Here is a 15,651-nt window from a genome sequence, read left to right as displayed (position 1 = left end):
ATCAATAATGAATCGATAGAATTCATTAACTGATTACGTACATATTATACGAGGGGAGATAAGTATGTTAGATTTACAGGTAGAAATATTTATTTTAGTTGGAATAGGCTATCTTATTTCTAAACTAGGATTATTTAATAAACAGACTCGTAAACAGGTCACTGATTTAGTATTAAACATTGTATTACCTGTGGCTACTGCCAAGAGTTTCTTAATTAAACTCACACCAAGTATTATGAAGACAACTCTTGTGGTATTTTTAGTATCTATTGGTATACAGGGTCTTTATTTTATTATTAATAAGACAGCTTATAATAATCAGGAAGAAACAAAGAAGATCAACTTACAGTATGCGACTATGGTATCTAATGCAGGTTTTATGGGGATGCCATTTGCACAGGGGTTATATGGTGATATGGGTTTACTTTATGCTTGTATTTATTTGATACCACAAAGAGTATTTATGTGGAGTTATGGTTTGTCCCATTATACAAAAGCTGATTTTAAGACAATGGTGAAGAAAGTTGCGTTACATCCATGTCTTATTGGGATTTATTTTGGTATAGTATTTATGATCATGTATTCATTAGGGTATACACTACCTTCTTTTGTGACGACAACTATGAGTTCTATAGGAGGATGTAATACCGCATTAAGTATGATTGTGATAGGAAGTATATTAAGTGATGTAGAACCTAGAGAAATATTGGATAAGGAATGTATTTATTATTCTTTTATTCGTTTAATTATGATTCCAGTGATTACTTATCTATGTTTAAGATGGACATCACTTGATCATATTGGTATTGGTGTATCAGTAGTATTGGCTGCGATGCCTGCACCAAGTACATGTGCAATGCTGGCAAATAAGTATGATAAGAACCCAGAATTCGCTTCTAAGCTTATTTTTGTATCTACTGCATTTTCTTTAGTCACATTGCCACTTATTTCATTGATGATTACTTTATAATTAATGAATAATGGTATATAATGACAATAATCTATGAACAAGGAGTATATATATGATTGATATCGCAAGATTAAGAGAAGATCCTGAAGCTGTTAGGGAAAATATTAAAAAGAAGTTTCAAGATCATAAGCTTCCTTTAGTTGATGAAGCATTAGAATTAGACAAACAGTATAGAGCTGCTATCACAAGAGCATCTGAACTTCGTAGTATGAGAAATAAATTGTCTAAAGAAATTGGACAGTTCATGCGTGAAGGTAAGAAAGAAGAAGCTGCTGAAAATAAGAAGAAAGTTGGAGAAATGGCTGAAGAATTAAAGTCATTAGAAGAAGTTGAAAAAGAATCTGGAGATAAATTAAGAGAAGTCATGATGAAGATTCCTAACTTCTTAGATCCTACTGTACCAATCGGTAAAGATGACAGCGAAAACGTAGAAATCACTAAGTATGGTGATCCAGTAGTACCTGATTATGAAGTTCCATATCATACAGATATTATGGAATCATTTGATGGTATTGATCTAGATGCAGCAGGTAGAGTTGCAGGTAATGGTTTCTATTATTTAATGGGTGATATTGCTAGATTACATTCTGCAGTATTAGCTTATGCAAGAGACTTCATGATCAACCGTGGATTCACTTATTGTGTACCACCATATATGATTAGAAGTAATGTTGTTAATGGTGTTATGTCATTTGAAGAAATGGATGCCATGATGTATAAGATTGAAGGAGAAGACCTATACTTAATTGGTACTTCTGAACATTCAATGATTGGTAAGTTCATTGGCGAATTATTAGATGAAGACAAATTACCATATACTTATACTTCATATTCACCATGTTTCAGAAAAGAAAAAGGTGCTCATGGTATTGAAGAACGTGGTGTTTATAGAATTCATCAGTTTGAAAAACAGGAAATGATCGTTGTATGTAAACCAGAAGAATCTAAGATGTGGTTTGAAAAGTTATGGAATAATACTGTAGATTTATTTAGATCTTTAGATATTCCAGTAAGAACACTTGAATGTTGTTCTGGTGACTTAGCAGACTTAAAGTCTAAGTCATTAGACGTTGAAGCTTGGTCTCCAAGACAGAAGAAGTATTTTGAAGTAGGAAGCTGTTCTAACTTAACTGATGCACAGGCTAGAAGATTAAATATCAGAATCAATGGTAAAGATGGTAAGTATTACGCACATACTTTAAATAATACTGTTGTTGCACCACCTAGAATGTTGATTGCGTTCTTAGAAAATAACTTAAATGAAGATGGTACTGTTTCTATACCAGAAGCATTAAGACCATACATGGGTGGTACTGAAAAACTAGTTCCTAAGAAATAATGTGAAAGGAGATGTAAAATCTCCTTTTTCTTGCATTTTATAATAATTATGTTATAATCAATTTTGCCATTACAATAAACATGTCTGAACCATGTCAGGACCGGAAGGTAGCAGCATTAAGGGCCTCTGTTTGTGTGTAATGGCACTTTTTTTTATATAAATGGAGGAAACTATAAGTAACTAAAAATATTAACTATTGTGTTCGATTGTGTTTAAATTTACTCATAGAGGTAGTGTTAAAATGAACACATCAAATATCACAAATTATAAATTAAAGGATTTTGCTGAACTTTTAGGCGTATCTGTTAAGATATTATAACGTTGAGATAGAGAAGGAACTTTAAAGGCAAACCGAATCCAAACTAATAGGCACTATTATACTTATAATCATCATTTACTAAATCAAGTTACATTTTTAAGATAGTTCTGTAATGTAAAAGAATTATTTGAATACCCACAAACCACAGGATAGTAAAAATTAAATTATATAAACGCCTATAAATCGGCGTTCATGAAGCTGAACTTGATGCATAGATTTTCCATTTGTACTATAATTAGATTAGAAATCAGATGAAGAACTCATGCAGGATATTGTTTCAATACTTCATGTGTTTTCCTGCAGGCTGTAAGGGCGTCATAAGTATAAAAAAACAGATAGAAAGGGATGAGGAAATTGCTGAAGAGCTTCAAAACGGAAATAAATCCGACAGATGAACAGAAAGTCAAGATTCGTAAAACAATAGGTGCTTGCAGATTTATCTATAACTTCTATCTTGCTCATAATAAGGAGCTTCATGAAAGTGGCAAAAAGTTTATGAGCAGCAGCCAGTTTAGAGTATGGCTGAACAATGAGTATCTTCCTAGCCATCCAGAATGTTCCTGGATCAAGGAAGCTTATTCGAAATCGGTAACACAGGCAGTAAATAATGGACAGACAGCATTTAAAAAATTCTTTGATCATAAGAGCGCCTTTCCAAAGTTTAAAAAGAAAGGCAGATCTGATGTGAAAATGTATTTTGTAAGGAATAATCCAAAAGATTGTCACTGCGAAAGACACAGAATCAAGATTCCGTCACTTGGCTGGGTACGCATCAAAGAGAAAGGATATATTCCAACTACAAAAGATGGATACGTAATTAAGAGCGGTCATGTCTCAATAAAGGCTGACAGATACTATGTTTCAGTTCTTGTAGAAATCCCAGATAAAAGGACAGCCAATAATTCCAGTAAAGGAATTGGCATTGACCTTGGATTAAAGGACTTTGCGATTGTCTCTAATGGCAAAACTTATAAGAACATCAATAAATCTGCAAAACTAAAGTAGCTTGAAAAAAAGCTTGTTCGAGAACAGAGAAGTCTTTCTCGAAAGTATGAAAATCTAAAGAAAGGAGAGTCCACTCAAAAAAGAAATATACAGAAACAAAAGCTTAAGATACAGAAGCTTCATCATAGAATTGACAATATTCGTACTGATTACATCAATAAGATAATCGCAGAGATAGTGAAAACCAAGCCATGTCATATAACGATTGAAGATCTAAACGTATCAGGGATGATGAAGAACAGACATCTTTCAAAGGCAGTTGCTTCGCAGAAGTTTTATGAATTTAAGACAAAGCTTCAAGCTAAATGCAAAGAGAATGGAATTGAACAACGAACAGTAGATAGATGGTACCCATCATCTAAGACATGTCACTGCTGCAAGAATATCAAGAAAGATTTAAATCTTTCAGATAGACTTTTCAGATGTGACTGTGGCTATATCGAAGACAGAGATTTCAATGCTGCACTTAATCTGAGAGATGCTACAACTTACGAAGTTGCATAGATGAACGCAAACGTAGGTATGTACCGAAGGCTATTTCGGGAATTTACGACTATGGAGTGCACTAGAACTTGTGAGTAGATATGATTTCGGTCAATCCAAAGCATGCACGATGACATAGTAAGTAATGTTCGTGAGAACTTACATTATCTCGATGTGAGTATATTTAATCACATTTTGAGTGGCAGTCATAGTATGAATGATGAAGAATATATGGCTGAAGCATTAAAAGAAGCAGAAATTGCAATGAGTGAAGATGAAGTACCTATTGGATGCATTATTGTCTATGAAGGACAAATCATTGCACGTACACATAACCAGAAGGAAACCTTAAAGAAAGCTACAGGACATGCTGAAATATTAGCTATTAATCAAGCAAGTGAGTATCTTAATTTATGGCATTTAGATGGCTGTACAATGTATGTAACATTAGAACCATGTATGATGTGTACAGGGGCTATTATACAAAGTCGTATGAGTCGTTTAGTGATTGGTGCAAATGTGAGTAAATGGCCTGGATATATTAAGTTAATAGAGAATAATCCTGTAAATCATCATCCTGATGTACAACAGGGGATTTTAAAGGAACAGTGTGCTACAATAGTATCAGAGTTCTTTAAACGTAAAAGGAGGAAATAACTATGGATTCTTATTATAGTAATAAGATGAGTTATGGTGAGTTCTTTAGTTCAACCATGAAATGGATGGCTGTGGCTTTAGGAATCACTACAATCACTTCATTTCTATTCTCATTCTTACATCTTGAATTAATGTTTGGTGCTTCTTATTTCATTTTTATGATTGTATGTTCTATTGTAGAAATAGGATTAGTACTCATGCTTAGTAAAACAGTGAAAGATATGGCTATAGAGAAGGCTAAGACATATTATGTTGCTTATTCAGTAATTAATGGGATTGTGCTTTCTATGTGGTTGAATTATGTTGTACCAGGTGTAGCAGTACTTGCCTTTGCAGTGACAGCTGTTTATTTTGGCTTACTTTATACAGTGACACAGCATACTAATAATAATTTCATTGGTATAGGAAAGGTCTGTTTAATGGCTTTACCAGTTCTTATGATTGCGTATATCTTATTGATCTTCATTTCAGCACCAGGTCTTTATTATCTTGTGGTATTCCTTGATCTTGCAGTCTTTACTGGACTTACTCTTTATGATTTTAAGCATATCGAATATGCCTATGAAGTTGCACCTCAGGAAGCATTACAAGGTGTGGCATTGCTTTGTGCATTACAGCTCTATATGGATTTCATCAACATTTTTATTGATATATTGATGTTAGTAAGTGATAATAATTAAGGTGCTAAGGCACCTTTTTTTATGTATAATAAAGAAAGGAGTTGAGGAAGATGGCATATAAATCATTATATAGAACATACCGTCCACAGACATTTAAAGATGTAGCTGGACAGGAAGCAATTATTACTACATTAAAGCATGCAATAGATGAAAAGAAGATTGCTCATGCATATTTATTTTGTGGTCCACGTGGAACAGGGAAGACAACTGTCGCAAAGTTATTAGCTAAGGCAGTTAATTGTACAGGTGATCCTAAACCATGTGGTGAATGTGAAAATTGTAAACAGATTGAAAATGGAACACATCCAGATGTCATTGAAATAGATGCTGCCAGCAATAATGGGGTAGAAGAAGTAAGAAGTCTGATTGATAAGGTGAAATATGCACCGACACAGGGACAATATAAAGTTTATATCATCGATGAAGTACATATGATGTCACCTGGCGCTTTTAATGCACTATTAAAGACATTAGAAGAACCCCCTGCACATGTCATCTTTATTCTTGCGACAACAGAACCACATAAGATCTTACCTACTATTATTTCTAGATGTCAGAGATTTGATTTTACACGACTCACTGACCAGGAAATGGTACAAAGAATGCAGTATGTCTTAAAAGAGGAAGGTAAGACATATGATGATGGATCCTTAGAATTAATCGCCAGACTTGCGAATGGTGGGATGAGAGATGCATTATCTATCCTTGAACAATGTCTTGCATATAATGATGATCATTTAAGCATTAATGATATTCATACTATTTATGGTATTGTATCCATGGATGATAAGACAAACTTATTGAAGGTTTTATTATCTAAGAATATGTCTGAATCTTTAAAGATATTAGATAAGATGGATAAGAGTGGTATCGATATTAAGAGATTAACATTTGATTTAATTGATATATTAAAAGACATAGTTGTTTATAGGAATACAAAAGATGTTTCTATTATGTCAGTCATGACACAGAAAGACTTAGAAAACATTGTGCCTTATATTTCAAGTGATGAATGTTTTAATTTTATTGATATATTGATGGATGCAAGTGAGAAGTATATCAGAGCCACTGATCCACATATTTATTTTGAACTTGCATTATTAAGACTATGCAATCAAGAATATGCACCAAGTCAGAAGATTGAATATACACCTATTAAAGAAGAACCTGTAAAACCTGTAGAAGTAAAGAAGGTTGAAGTCAAAGAAGAACCAATCGAAGAAATTATAGAAGAACCTGTCTTTGAACCAATTGAAGAAGAGATAGTAGAACCAGTTATTGAAAAGAAGGTTGAACAACCAGTACCTCAATTCAATTATGAAAAGAAAGAAGAACCAGAAACATATGCATCAGATGATAATATCGATGTAGATCCAAGTGATATATTAAATATTCTTGTACAGGCAGATCGTAAGATCTTAAATGAAGTACAGGAGAAGTGGCCAGTGATTAGACGTTATATGGCTAATATGAATACAGCCAAAGCAGCAAGTATGTTATCACAGGGGCATCCTGTAGCTGCTTGTAGAGATGGTTTAATTATTGAGTTTGAATTAATGCCTGATGTGAATGCTGCAAACTATTATAAGAACTATAAACAGTTATCATCTTTAATTAAGGATGTATTAGGACATGAATATAAATTCATTGGTATGCAGCATGATGCATGGTTAGAGATGAGACAACATTATATTCAGCTTGCAAGAAGCAAACAGCTTCCTCAGGCGAGACCAATCACATTAAAACATATTGATGGATATGATTTAAAAAGAGTAGATTTGAATGATGCACAGAAGTATGCTTTAGATATGTTTGGCGAAGATATTGTAGAATTTAAGGAGGATTAAAAATGGATTTCAATTCGCTTTTAGAAACCGCAAAGAAAATGGGTGAAACAGCCTCAAACCAACAAAAAGAATTAGAAAATAAGAGTTTTAGTTTTTCTTGTCAGAATAATTTGATTACAGGTAAAATCAATGGTAAGTATCAGATCACTGAATTACATATCAGTCAGGATCTTATGGACGATAAAGATATGTTAGAAGACTTGATGATGATTGCGATTAATCAGGGAATCAGTCAGGTAGAAAAGGAGAAAGAGGATAATATGAAATCCCTCACTGGTGGATTAGATTTATCTTCTTTTATGTAATATGGAATATCCAAAGAGTTTTGAAGAGTTAATGACATGTTTTAAAATGTTGCCAGGTATTGGAAACAAAGGTGCTGAAAGAATGGCTTATGCGATTTATGATATGTCAGAAGAAGATGTAAAAAGATTCTCACAGGCACTGACTTCATTTAAAGAAAACGTTCATACATGCCCTATATGTGGTAATTTAAGTGAAGGAGATAAGTGTGAAATATGTTCCGATCACGAAAGAGATCAGTCTACAATATGTGTTGTAGAATCTCCTAAGGATGTCTTTGCGATGGAAAAGATGAAAGAGTACCATGGGTTATATCATGTATTAGGTGGTACAATTTCTATTATGGATGGCAAGACTATGGATGATTTGAACATCATGAGTTTATTTGATCGTATTACTCCTGATACAAAAGAAGTAATTATTGCGACAAATGCGACAAGAGAAGGGGAAACAACTGCACTCTTCCTTGCAAAGCTATTAGATAAAAAAGGTGTCAATACAACACGTATTGCGCATGGTTTACCAATTGGAAGTTCTCTTGACTATGCAGATGAACTCACATTATTAAAATCATTTGAGGGTAGAAAGAAAGTTTAATCAAGGGGGCTATAATATATTGTTGTAGCCCTTTTGTATTGAGGATAAAATAATGAAAGCTTACATAAAAGTAAAAAAAGATTATAATTCTGGACTTGTAGTAGGCCATAGTCTTGAAATGCAGAAAGCTATTAATGGATTCAATGAATTAGCATGTGAAATAGAACCTTATTACTCACTCAATGATATTTACGATCAAATCACTAAAGAGGATATAGTAGTAGATTATCTTATACAGTGTGAAAATGTATTTAAGAAGATTGGAATAACGCATCCTCATGTTGATAATTATCCAGAATGTCTCAAAGAATTTTTAGGAAGAAAGATATGGAAAGATACAATTAATTCTATTTCTTCAGACGAAAAGAAATGGTCAGCAGGATGGTTTGTGAAACCCGTTGATAGTAAAGTATTTACTGGTAAAGTGATATCAAGTATTAAGGATTTAATAGGCTGTGGGGCTTATAATGATAATCTTGAAGTTCTCTGTAGTGAAGCTGTTGAGTTCATGCGTGAGTGGCGCTGCTTTGTATATTATGATGAAATTATAGATGTGCGTCCTTATAAAGGTGATTGGCATTATAACTATAATCCTGATGTACTTGACCAGATCATGAATCAATTTACACAATGGGATGAAAGACCTATGGCATGTTCTATTGATATAGGTGTTACTAAAGATGGAAGAACCTTATTAATAGAATGTAATGATGCCTATTCTTTAGGGGCATATGGATTAGAAGACTATAAATATGCAAAACTGTTATCAGCAAGATGGTCACAGTTATTAAATAGAGAAGATGTCTTTGATTATCGAAAGTATAGAGAAGGTAATGAATAACCTTCTTTTTAATTATGGAAAAAACATTGTAAATCACATATAATATTAATGTTTGAAGGAGTGTATGATATGAGTTTATTTATTACTTTTGAAGGTGGAGAAGGCAGTGGTAAAACGACTATTGCAAAGATGTTACATAAACAGTTTATTGAAGAAGGATATAATATCACTTTTAGTAGAGAACCTGGTGGTGTAGATATTGCAGAACAAATCAGAGATGTGATTACTGATGTCAATAATACGAAGATGGATGCAAGAACTGAAGCATTACTTTATGCAGCAAGTAGAAGACAGCATTTAGTAGAAAAAGTACTTCCTGTATTAAAGGAAGATGGTATTGTGATATGCGATCGTTTTATTGATAGTTCTTTAGTTTATCAGGGAATTGGAAGAGGTATTGGCGTAGATAATATCTACAACATGAATCTTTTTGCGACAGATGGTATTCTTCCTGATTTAACTATTTTCTTTGATGTAAAACCTGAAGTTGCTTTAAAGCGTATTACAGGAGATAGAGAAGTCAATAGATTAGATTTAGAATCATTGGATTTTCATCATAAAGTATATGATGGTTATCAAATGATCTGTGATAAGTTCCCAGATAGAATTGTGAAGGTAGACGCCTCTTTACCAGTTGAAGAAGTATATCGTCAGGTTTATGAAATTGTAAAGGATAGACTATGAAAGAATTCTTAAAAGAAACACAACCTATCTTCTATCGTATCTTAGAGAAGAGTTTTAAAGAGAATAAAAAGACTCATGCATTTCTTCTAGTAGGGGATCATACGGATGATATTGCGACATTTATTGCCCAGTCTTATATATGCCATGAAGATACACTAGCGTGTGAAACTTGTGATGACTGTATACGAATTAAAGAATGTCTTTATCCTGATATGATTGTATGTGATGGTAAAGAGAGTTCTATTAAGAAATCTGATATTGATCATATTCAGGAAGAGTTTGTGAAATCAAGTGTAGAGAATAATGGAAAAGTATATATTCTTAAAAATATTGATAATGCGACAACTCAGGCAATGAATAGCTTATTAAAGTTCTTAGAAGAACCTGTAGAAGAAGTATATGCAATCCTTACAACAAAGAATATTAATAAAGTACTACCTACTATTCAATCTAGATGTCAGGTGATTAAATTACTTCCTGAATCTAAGCATTCTTTAGAATTAAAACTAAAGAATGAAGGGGTGGATGAAGAAGACTCTATGGTTCTTCCTCATCTGTTTGATTCGATTGAAGAATGTAATGAATATAAGGATAGTGAGTTATATTTTGATGTTAAGAATTATGTATTCTACTTTATTGAAGATTTATATATGAAACCATCTGATTTATTGATCAATTTGCAGATAAACCTAGGTAAGAAGTATAAGAAGAATAAAGAAGCTTATGCATTATTCTTAAATCTTCTGGTGTTAGGTATGAGAGATATGTTTCACGTGAAACATTCCATACCTGTATTATTTGTGAAACATAAAGATTTCTTTGAGAAGATGCCAGAAGATGGTAAAATATTACAGAAAATAGAAATTATATTAGAATATACTGAAAAACTCAACAATAATGTCAATCTTGCATTATTACTAGATGGTATGGTATATAAAGTATTGAAGGGAGTTTGATGAAATGGATAAATTAGCGGCTGTTAGATTTAATAGCGCTGGTAAATATTATTACTTCTCTACAGACTTAGATGTCAAAAAAGGAGATAAAGTAGTAGTAGAAACTGTAAGAGGACTAGAAATGGGAGAAATCATTACGGATCTTGCAGACTTATCAGAATTTAAATTAGATAACGAATTAAAAAGAATTAAACGTGTAGCGAATAGAGCAGACATTGAAGTATATAATATAAATAAAATTAAGGCACAAAAATCATTTGAAATCTGTAAAGAAATCATTGCGGAAACAAACCTTGATATGCATTTAATCAATTGCGAATATACATTAGATGCTTCTAAGGTGATCTTTATGTATACATCTGATGAACGTGTAGACTTCAGAGATTTATTAAAGAAACTTGCTAGTGTTTTTAAATGTCGTATTGAATTGAGACAGGTAGGACCTAGAGATAAAGCTAAAATAGTGGGTGGTATTGGAAATTGTGGCTTACCACTATGTTGTAACTCATTCTTAGGTGAGTTTGATGGTGTATCTATCAATATGGCTAAGAATCAGTTACTTGCGATTAATATTGATAAGATTTCAGGTGTTTGTGGACGTTTATTATGCTGTTTAAAGTATGAAGATGAAGCCTATAAGGAAGTTAAAAAGAAATTCCCTAAGATTGGTTCATTTATTCGTTATGAAGATAAACAGTGTAAGGTTGTTGGTTTAAATGTTATTTCTGATTTGGTAAAGATTGATAGTGAAGGAAGTATTTTATTTATTCCTTTATCTGATATCGATAAGAAATCAGCTCCTAAAAAGGAAAGACGTATCTTAGAAGAACTAGCACCTAAAAAAGAAAAGAAACACGATAAACCAAAACAAAAGAAGCCAAGACAACAGCATAAACCAAAACAGTATAATCAGAAGCCAAGAACTATCAAAGGTAATAATCCAAAAGGGAAGAAAGATGAACGAAGAAATTAATCATCTCCTTGGTTATAATGATATGAAGATCATCCAGAGAAGAGATATGTTTACCTTTTCTCTGGATACTGTTTTATTGGCAAACTTTTGTGCAATCACAAAGGATATGAAGACAATCGTAGATTTTGGGACAAATAATGCAGCCATACCATTAATCTTAACACAACGAACTCATAAGAAGATTATTGGTGTTGAAATTCAAAAGGAAGCTGTAGAGATTGCAGAAAGAAACGTAAAATTAAATCATGTAGAAGATCAGGTAGAAATCATTCATGATGATATTAAAGATTATGTGAAATATGCACCACGTACCAAAGCAATTGTATGTAACCCACCTTTCTTTAAATTAGGAGAGAAATCCCATATTAATGAAAGTCCTTATATAACTATTGCACGTCATGAAATCAAAATAGATATAGAAGGAATTATTGCATCAGCTGCAAAGATTCTAGATCAGAATGGTCGTTTCTCAATGGTCTATCGTCCAGACCGTTTTATTGAAACAATTGAATTATTTAAAAAATATAGAATAGAACCTAAACGTATCCGTTTTGTCTATCCTAAAGAAGGAAAAGAATGTAATACGTTTTTAATCGAAGGTGCTTTCTTAGGCAAAACTGGATTAAAGATTGAACCTCCATTATATACACATAATGAAGATGGAAGCTATTCAGATGAAGTTAAACAGTTAGTAGGTGAGATGAATGTTAAATAGACAAAAGAGTTTTGAGAATGGAAAAGCAACACTTTACCTTGTACCAACACCTATTGGTAATTTAAGTGAAATGACGCCAAGATGTATTGATGTTATGAAGAGTGTAAACTATATTGCAGCAGAAGATACACGTAATACAGTAAAACTATTAAATCACTTTAATATAGAAGCTAAGCTTATTTCTCATCATGAACATAATCTGCATGTTGCGATTCCTAAACTTTTATCATTATTAGAAGAAGGGGAGTCAGTTGCATTAGTAAGTGATGCAGGTTATCCTGCAATTAGTGATCCAGGGTATGAAATGGTTCTTGCAACTATTGATGCAGGATACAATGTAGTACCTTTATCAGGATGTAATGCTTGTTTAGATGCTTTGGTTGTCTCTGGCATTGCACCACAGCCATTCATGTTCTATGGCTTCTTAAGCCATACAAACAAAAATAAGACTAAAGAATTAGAAAAATTAAAAAATATCACTTATACAATCGTATTCTATGAAGCCCCACATAGAATTAAGGCAACATTGGAATGTATGATGAAAGTATTAGGTGATAGAAGAATAGCTTTATGTAGAGAAATCACAAAGAAGCATGAAGAAATTCTAAGAGGTACTATTTCTGAAGTATTAGAAGTAGTAGATGAATTAAAGGGTGAAATGGTTATTGTGGTTGAAGGTGGCACTGAAGTAACAGAGGAAGAGACTTTTGACCAAACAATTACAGAACATGTTGATGAGTTTGTTGGAAAGGGTATGTCCAAGAAGGATGCTATTAAAGAAGTCGCAAAGATTCGCAAATTAAATAAGAATCATGTGTATGAAGAATATCATAAAAAGTAAAAGGGTAATGTTTCACGTGAAACATTACCCTTTTTGCTTGGAAGACTTTATATTTCTAGTTAATAACTATAAATACAAGAAGAAAAAAGTAAAGTCATTTTTTAAAATGACAATGACAGTTTAACATAAGGTAAATTTTAATTCAAATGTATATCTGAGAAAATTGTCAATAAATTAAACTTAAAATACAAATAATATTAAAAGAACAGTCATAAGTGACTGCATAAGACTAAATAAGCAATTGACAAGCAAATACAACTGTAATAGATAAAATGATAATCTTAATATAATCTAGATTGAGTTTTCTTGAATAGTACCAATCAAATAGTAAGAATAGAATAGAAAGAGATAAAAATATGATATAGAATCTTAAATTTTTCATAAGAGTCCTCCTGAATGAATTATAGTATATTTGTTTCTTATATATGTTAAGCAAATGTAAAAATAAAATAAAAAAACTGTGTTTACACACAGTTTCAAATCAATCTTTCGTATGCTTCTCTTTCTTCGTTGTTTTTTAAACAAATAGTACCACAATGTTTAAATCCATTCTTTAATATAAATTCTTTCATTGGTTTATTATTCTTTTCAATATCTAAACGAATAGAAGGAGTACCACTCTGTTTACAGATGTTGACTGCATAATCCAATAATTTTTTTGCATAGCCATTTCCTTTATGATTATTATCAATCACAAAACGATGAATAATACCATAGTGCCTAGTATTAGTAAGCCAGTGGCCATTGTATATTCTTACATAGTTTGGTTCTATTCCTATAAAAAAATGCATTGTGCCATATGTATGGGAATGTTTAGAAAGAACATAACTGTTACCTGATATAATATCGTCTAGTATTGTGCTAATGTCAGGATATCCTTTTTGCCATTGATTAATATTATTATCTTTAAAATATTCTTTTGCTTGATTAATAAGATCCATCACACGACTTAGATCTTTAATTTCTGATGCGCGTACATTCATATCAATCACCTCATTTAAAATTGTACTAGAAATCATTTGAAATATCAAATGGTTGTATTTTGATTGCTGAAATGGTTAAATAGTGTCAAAGGAGGATACTATGTTTTATCGTACAGTTAATATTTTAGTCTATATTATTTCTGTCTTATTAGTTATGTATGGCTTGCAGGCTTTTGACTTCGAACGCTTCTTAAGAAAGGGCAGAATCAGCCAGTTTTACGTCTTCTATATAATCGCGAGTGTGGCGCTCGGATACTTATTTGCACAATTTATACTTAATTTTGGTACGTTAAGTTTTTATTGATTTAAAGCCAATATTTTTTAATTAATTGACTTGAATAATATGAATAAAATGATAAAATAGAAATGCTTACAAGGAGGAAAAAGGTATGAGCTTATCAAAAGAAATTGGTATTGACCTTGGTACTGCAAATATCCTTATCTATGCTAAAGGAGAAGGAATTGTAGTTAATGAACCAAGTGTTGTCACTATTAATGTAGAAACAAATAGACCTGTTGCTGTTGGTGAAGAAGCAAGAGAAATGCTTGGAAAGACTCCTGGAAAATTAAAAGCAATCCGTCCATTAAAGGATGGGGTTATTGCTGATTTCCAGACTACTGAAATCTTACTAACACACTTTATCAATAAACTAAACTTAAAAGGAATTTTTGCTAGACCAACAATCTTAATTTGTTGTCCATCTAACATCACTTCAATCGAAAAGAGTGCCATCCAGGATGTTGCTTTAAGATGTGGTGCTAAGAAGGTATATATCGAAGAAGAACCAAAAGTAGCTGCTATTGGTGCTGGTCTTGATATTTCTAAACCATCTGGAAACATGGTTATCGATATCGGTGGTGGAACTACAGACGTTGCTGTACTTTCATTAGGTGATATCGTTACATCTCAGTCATTAAAGATTGCTGGTGACAAGATGGATCAGGAAATCATTAAATACGTAAAAGATAAATATAAGTTATTAATTGGTGATGCTACAGCTGAAGAAGTTAAGAAACAGATCGGTTGTGCATTCCAGCCTAACGAAGAAACAGTTATGGATGTTCGTGGTAGAGACTTAGTGACTGGTCTTCCAAAGACTGTCCAGATGAATGAAGCTGAAACAGTTTCTGCTTTAGGAGAAGTTTGTGAAACAATCTTAATTGCTGCTAAGCAGGTTCTTGAACAGACACCACCTGAATTATCTGCAGATATCGTAAATAAGGGTATCTTCTTAACTGGTGGAGGAGCTTTATTAAAGAATTTAGACAAGTTCCTTGAACAGGGATTAAAGGTTCCTGTATTCGTAGCTGATACACCACTTGATTGTGTTGCTGAAGGCTGCGGTGTCATGTTAGAAAACACTACATACTTACAGTAAGAGATAGCGTTCGCGCTATCTCTTTTTTGTATGCCGGGCATGGCATATATCTAGGTGGTGAAAGTCCACTGTGGGGGCG

17 protein-coding genes, 1 other RNA gene and 1 pseudogene are annotated in these 15,651 nt (G+C 32.6%); 17 read left to right on the top strand and 2 right to left on the bottom strand.

Annotation, left to right across the window (positions count from 1 at the left end):
• The first annotated feature begins 64 nt into the window (after positions 1-64).
• The 15 genes and pseudogenes from DW269_RS10530 (at position 65) to rsmI (ending at position 13,210) form a co-directional block, all read left to right on the top strand.
• On the top strand, positions 65-970 hold the full coding sequence (locus tag DW269_RS10530) for an AEC family transporter (protein WP_117459760.1): 906 nt from the start codon (positions 65-67) through the stop codon (positions 968-970).
• Between the two features lie 52 nt (positions 971-1,022).
• The gene (gene serS, locus DW269_RS10525) at positions 1,023-2,309 is read left to right on the top strand and encodes a serine--tRNA ligase (RefSeq protein WP_117459758.1); all 1,287 of its coding nucleotides are present in this window, start codon (positions 1,023-1,025) and stop codon (positions 2,307-2,309) included.
• Between the two features lie 61 nt (positions 2,310-2,370).
• Positions 2,371-2,460: signal recognition particle sRNA small type (ffs, locus tag DW269_RS10520), an RNA gene on the top strand.
• Positions 2,461-2,973: 513 nt separating this feature from the next.
• Positions 2,974-4,137, top strand: a pseudogene (locus tag DW269_RS13045) (RNA-guided endonuclease InsQ/TnpB family protein).
• 192 nt (positions 4,138-4,329) lie between these two features.
• On the top strand, positions 4,330-4,773 hold the full coding sequence (locus DW269_RS10500) for a nucleoside deaminase (RefSeq protein ID WP_117459756.1): 444 nt from the start codon (positions 4,330-4,332) through the stop codon (positions 4,771-4,773).
• A 2-nt stretch (positions 4,774-4,775) separates the two neighbouring features.
• Positions 4,776-5,453, top strand: a complete 678-nt coding sequence (locus DW269_RS10495; protein ID WP_117459755.1) for a Bax inhibitor-1/YccA family protein — start codon at positions 4,776-4,778, stop codon at positions 5,451-5,453.
• 50 nt (positions 5,454-5,503) lie between these two features.
• On the top strand, positions 5,504-7,300 hold the full coding sequence (dnaX, locus tag DW269_RS10490; RefSeq protein ID WP_117459753.1) for a DNA polymerase III subunit gamma/tau: 1,797 nt from the start codon (positions 5,504-5,506) through the stop codon (positions 7,298-7,300).
• A 2-nt stretch (positions 7,301-7,302) separates the two neighbouring features.
• Positions 7,303-7,605 carry a YbaB/EbfC family nucleoid-associated protein gene (locus tag DW269_RS10485; RefSeq protein WP_006505010.1) on the top strand — a complete coding sequence of 101 codons (303 nt, stop codon included), beginning with the start codon at positions 7,303-7,305 and terminating at the stop codon, positions 7,603-7,605.
• Position 7,606: 1 nt separating this feature from the next.
• Positions 7,607-8,200 carry a recombination mediator RecR gene (gene recR / locus DW269_RS10480; RefSeq protein WP_117459752.1) on the top strand — a complete coding sequence of 198 codons (594 nt, stop codon included), beginning with the start codon at positions 7,607-7,609 and terminating at the stop codon, positions 8,198-8,200.
• 52 nt (positions 8,201-8,252) lie between these two features.
• Positions 8,253-9,041 (top strand): ATP-grasp domain-containing protein, encoded by a 789-nt coding sequence (locus tag DW269_RS10475; protein WP_117459750.1) that lies wholly within the window; start codon positions 8,253-8,255, stop codon positions 9,039-9,041.
• A gap of 69 nt (positions 9,042-9,110) precedes the next feature.
• Positions 9,111-9,725 (top strand): dTMP kinase, encoded by a 615-nt coding sequence (tmk, locus tag DW269_RS10470; protein WP_022424791.1) that lies wholly within the window; start codon positions 9,111-9,113, stop codon positions 9,723-9,725.
• Positions 9,722-10,681 carry a hypothetical protein gene (locus DW269_RS10465; RefSeq protein ID WP_117459748.1) on the top strand — a complete coding sequence of 320 codons (960 nt, stop codon included), beginning with the start codon at positions 9,722-9,724 and terminating at the stop codon, positions 10,679-10,681. Before tmk ends, DW269_RS10465 begins: the two co-directional genes overlap by 4 nt.
• Before the next feature lie 4 nt (positions 10,682-10,685).
• Positions 10,686-11,654 (top strand): stage 0 sporulation family protein, encoded by a 969-nt coding sequence (locus DW269_RS10460; protein ID WP_117459745.1) that lies wholly within the window; start codon positions 10,686-10,688, stop codon positions 11,652-11,654.
• Entirely contained in the window at positions 11,638-12,369 is a 732-nt protein-coding gene (locus tag DW269_RS10455) for a tRNA1(Val) (adenine(37)-N6)-methyltransferase (protein WP_117459744.1), read from the top strand. Before DW269_RS10460 ends, DW269_RS10455 begins: the two co-directional genes overlap by 17 nt.
• A complete protein-coding gene (gene rsmI, locus DW269_RS10450) occupies positions 12,359-13,210 on the top strand; it encodes a 16S rRNA (cytidine(1402)-2'-O)-methyltransferase (protein ID WP_117459742.1) in 852 nt (283 codons plus the stop codon). Before DW269_RS10455 ends, rsmI begins: the two co-directional genes overlap by 11 nt.
• Before the next feature lie 229 nt (positions 13,211-13,439).
• Here the strand turns inward: rsmI and DW269_RS12650 are convergent, their stop codons facing one another.
• Both DW269_RS12650 and DW269_RS10445 read right to left on the bottom strand, forming a co-directional pair.
• The gene (locus DW269_RS12650) at positions 13,440-13,592 is read right to left on the bottom strand and encodes a hypothetical protein (protein WP_158546357.1); all 153 of its coding nucleotides are present in this window, start codon (positions 13,590-13,592) and stop codon (positions 13,440-13,442) included.
• A gap of 94 nt (positions 13,593-13,686) precedes the next feature.
• Positions 13,687-14,193, bottom strand: a complete 507-nt coding sequence (locus DW269_RS10445; RefSeq protein WP_158546356.1) for an N-acetyltransferase — start codon at positions 14,191-14,193, stop codon at positions 13,687-13,689.
• 100 nt (positions 14,194-14,293) lie between these two features.
• Here DW269_RS10445 and DW269_RS10440 point away from each other — a divergent pair, with 100 nt between their 5' ends.
• Together DW269_RS10440 and DW269_RS10435 are read left to right on the top strand one after the other, a co-directional pair.
• On the top strand, positions 14,294-14,497 hold the full coding sequence (locus DW269_RS10440; protein WP_117459737.1) for a DUF1146 domain-containing protein: 204 nt from the start codon (positions 14,294-14,296) through the stop codon (positions 14,495-14,497).
• 85 nt (positions 14,498-14,582) lie between these two features.
• On the top strand, positions 14,583-15,572 hold the full coding sequence (locus DW269_RS10435; RefSeq protein ID WP_117459735.1) for a rod shape-determining protein: 990 nt from the start codon (positions 14,583-14,585) through the stop codon (positions 15,570-15,572).
• Positions 15,573-15,651: the final 79 nt, after the last annotated feature.

This window comes from Catenibacterium sp. AM22-6LB (genome assembly GCF_003435615.1).
Classification (GTDB): Bacteria; Bacillota_I; Bacilli_A; order Erysipelotrichales; family Coprobacillaceae; genus Catenibacterium; species Catenibacterium mitsuoka_A.
The sequence above is the reverse complement of the archived record's forward strand: the minus strand, read 5'-3'. Positions and strand labels throughout refer to the sequence as shown.

Coding starts and splice junctions, on each gene's coding strand:
- DW269_RS10530 (WP_117459760.1), top strand. CDS start 65: ATGTTAGATTTACAGGTAGAAATATTTATTTTAGTTGGAATAGGCTAT.
- serS (WP_117459758.1), top strand. CDS start 1,023: ATGATTGATATCGCAAGATTAAGAGAAGATCCTGAAGCTGTTAGGGAA.
- DW269_RS10500 (WP_117459756.1), top strand. CDS start 4,330: ATGAATGATGAAGAATATATGGCTGAAGCATTAAAAGAAGCAGAAATT.
- DW269_RS10495 (WP_117459755.1), top strand. CDS start 4,776: ATGGATTCTTATTATAGTAATAAGATGAGTTATGGTGAGTTCTTTAGT.
- dnaX (WP_117459753.1), top strand. CDS start 5,504: ATGGCATATAAATCATTATATAGAACATACCGTCCACAGACATTTAAA.
- DW269_RS10485 (WP_006505010.1), top strand. CDS start 7,303: ATGGATTTCAATTCGCTTTTAGAAACCGCAAAGAAAATGGGTGAAACA.
- recR (WP_117459752.1), top strand. CDS start 7,607: ATGGAATATCCAAAGAGTTTTGAAGAGTTAATGACATGTTTTAAAATG.
- DW269_RS10475 (WP_117459750.1), top strand. CDS start 8,253: ATGAAAGCTTACATAAAAGTAAAAAAAGATTATAATTCTGGACTTGTA.
- tmk (WP_022424791.1), top strand. CDS start 9,111: ATGAGTTTATTTATTACTTTTGAAGGTGGAGAAGGCAGTGGTAAAACG.
- DW269_RS10465 (WP_117459748.1), top strand. CDS start 9,722: ATGAAAGAATTCTTAAAAGAAACACAACCTATCTTCTATCGTATCTTA.
- DW269_RS10460 (WP_117459745.1), top strand. CDS start 10,686: ATGGATAAATTAGCGGCTGTTAGATTTAATAGCGCTGGTAAATATTAT.
- DW269_RS10455 (WP_117459744.1), top strand. CDS start 11,638: ATGAACGAAGAAATTAATCATCTCCTTGGTTATAATGATATGAAGATC.
- rsmI (WP_117459742.1), top strand. CDS start 12,359: ATGTTAAATAGACAAAAGAGTTTTGAGAATGGAAAAGCAACACTTTAC.
- DW269_RS12650 (WP_158546357.1), bottom strand. CDS start 13,592: ATGAAAAATTTAAGATTCTATATCATATTTTTATCTCTTTCTATTCTA.
- DW269_RS10445 (WP_158546356.1), bottom strand. CDS start 14,193: ATGAATGTACGCGCATCAGAAATTAAAGATCTAAGTCGTGTGATGGAT.
- DW269_RS10440 (WP_117459737.1), top strand. CDS start 14,294: ATGTTTTATCGTACAGTTAATATTTTAGTCTATATTATTTCTGTCTTA.
- DW269_RS10435 (WP_117459735.1), top strand. CDS start 14,583: ATGAGCTTATCAAAAGAAATTGGTATTGACCTTGGTACTGCAAATATC.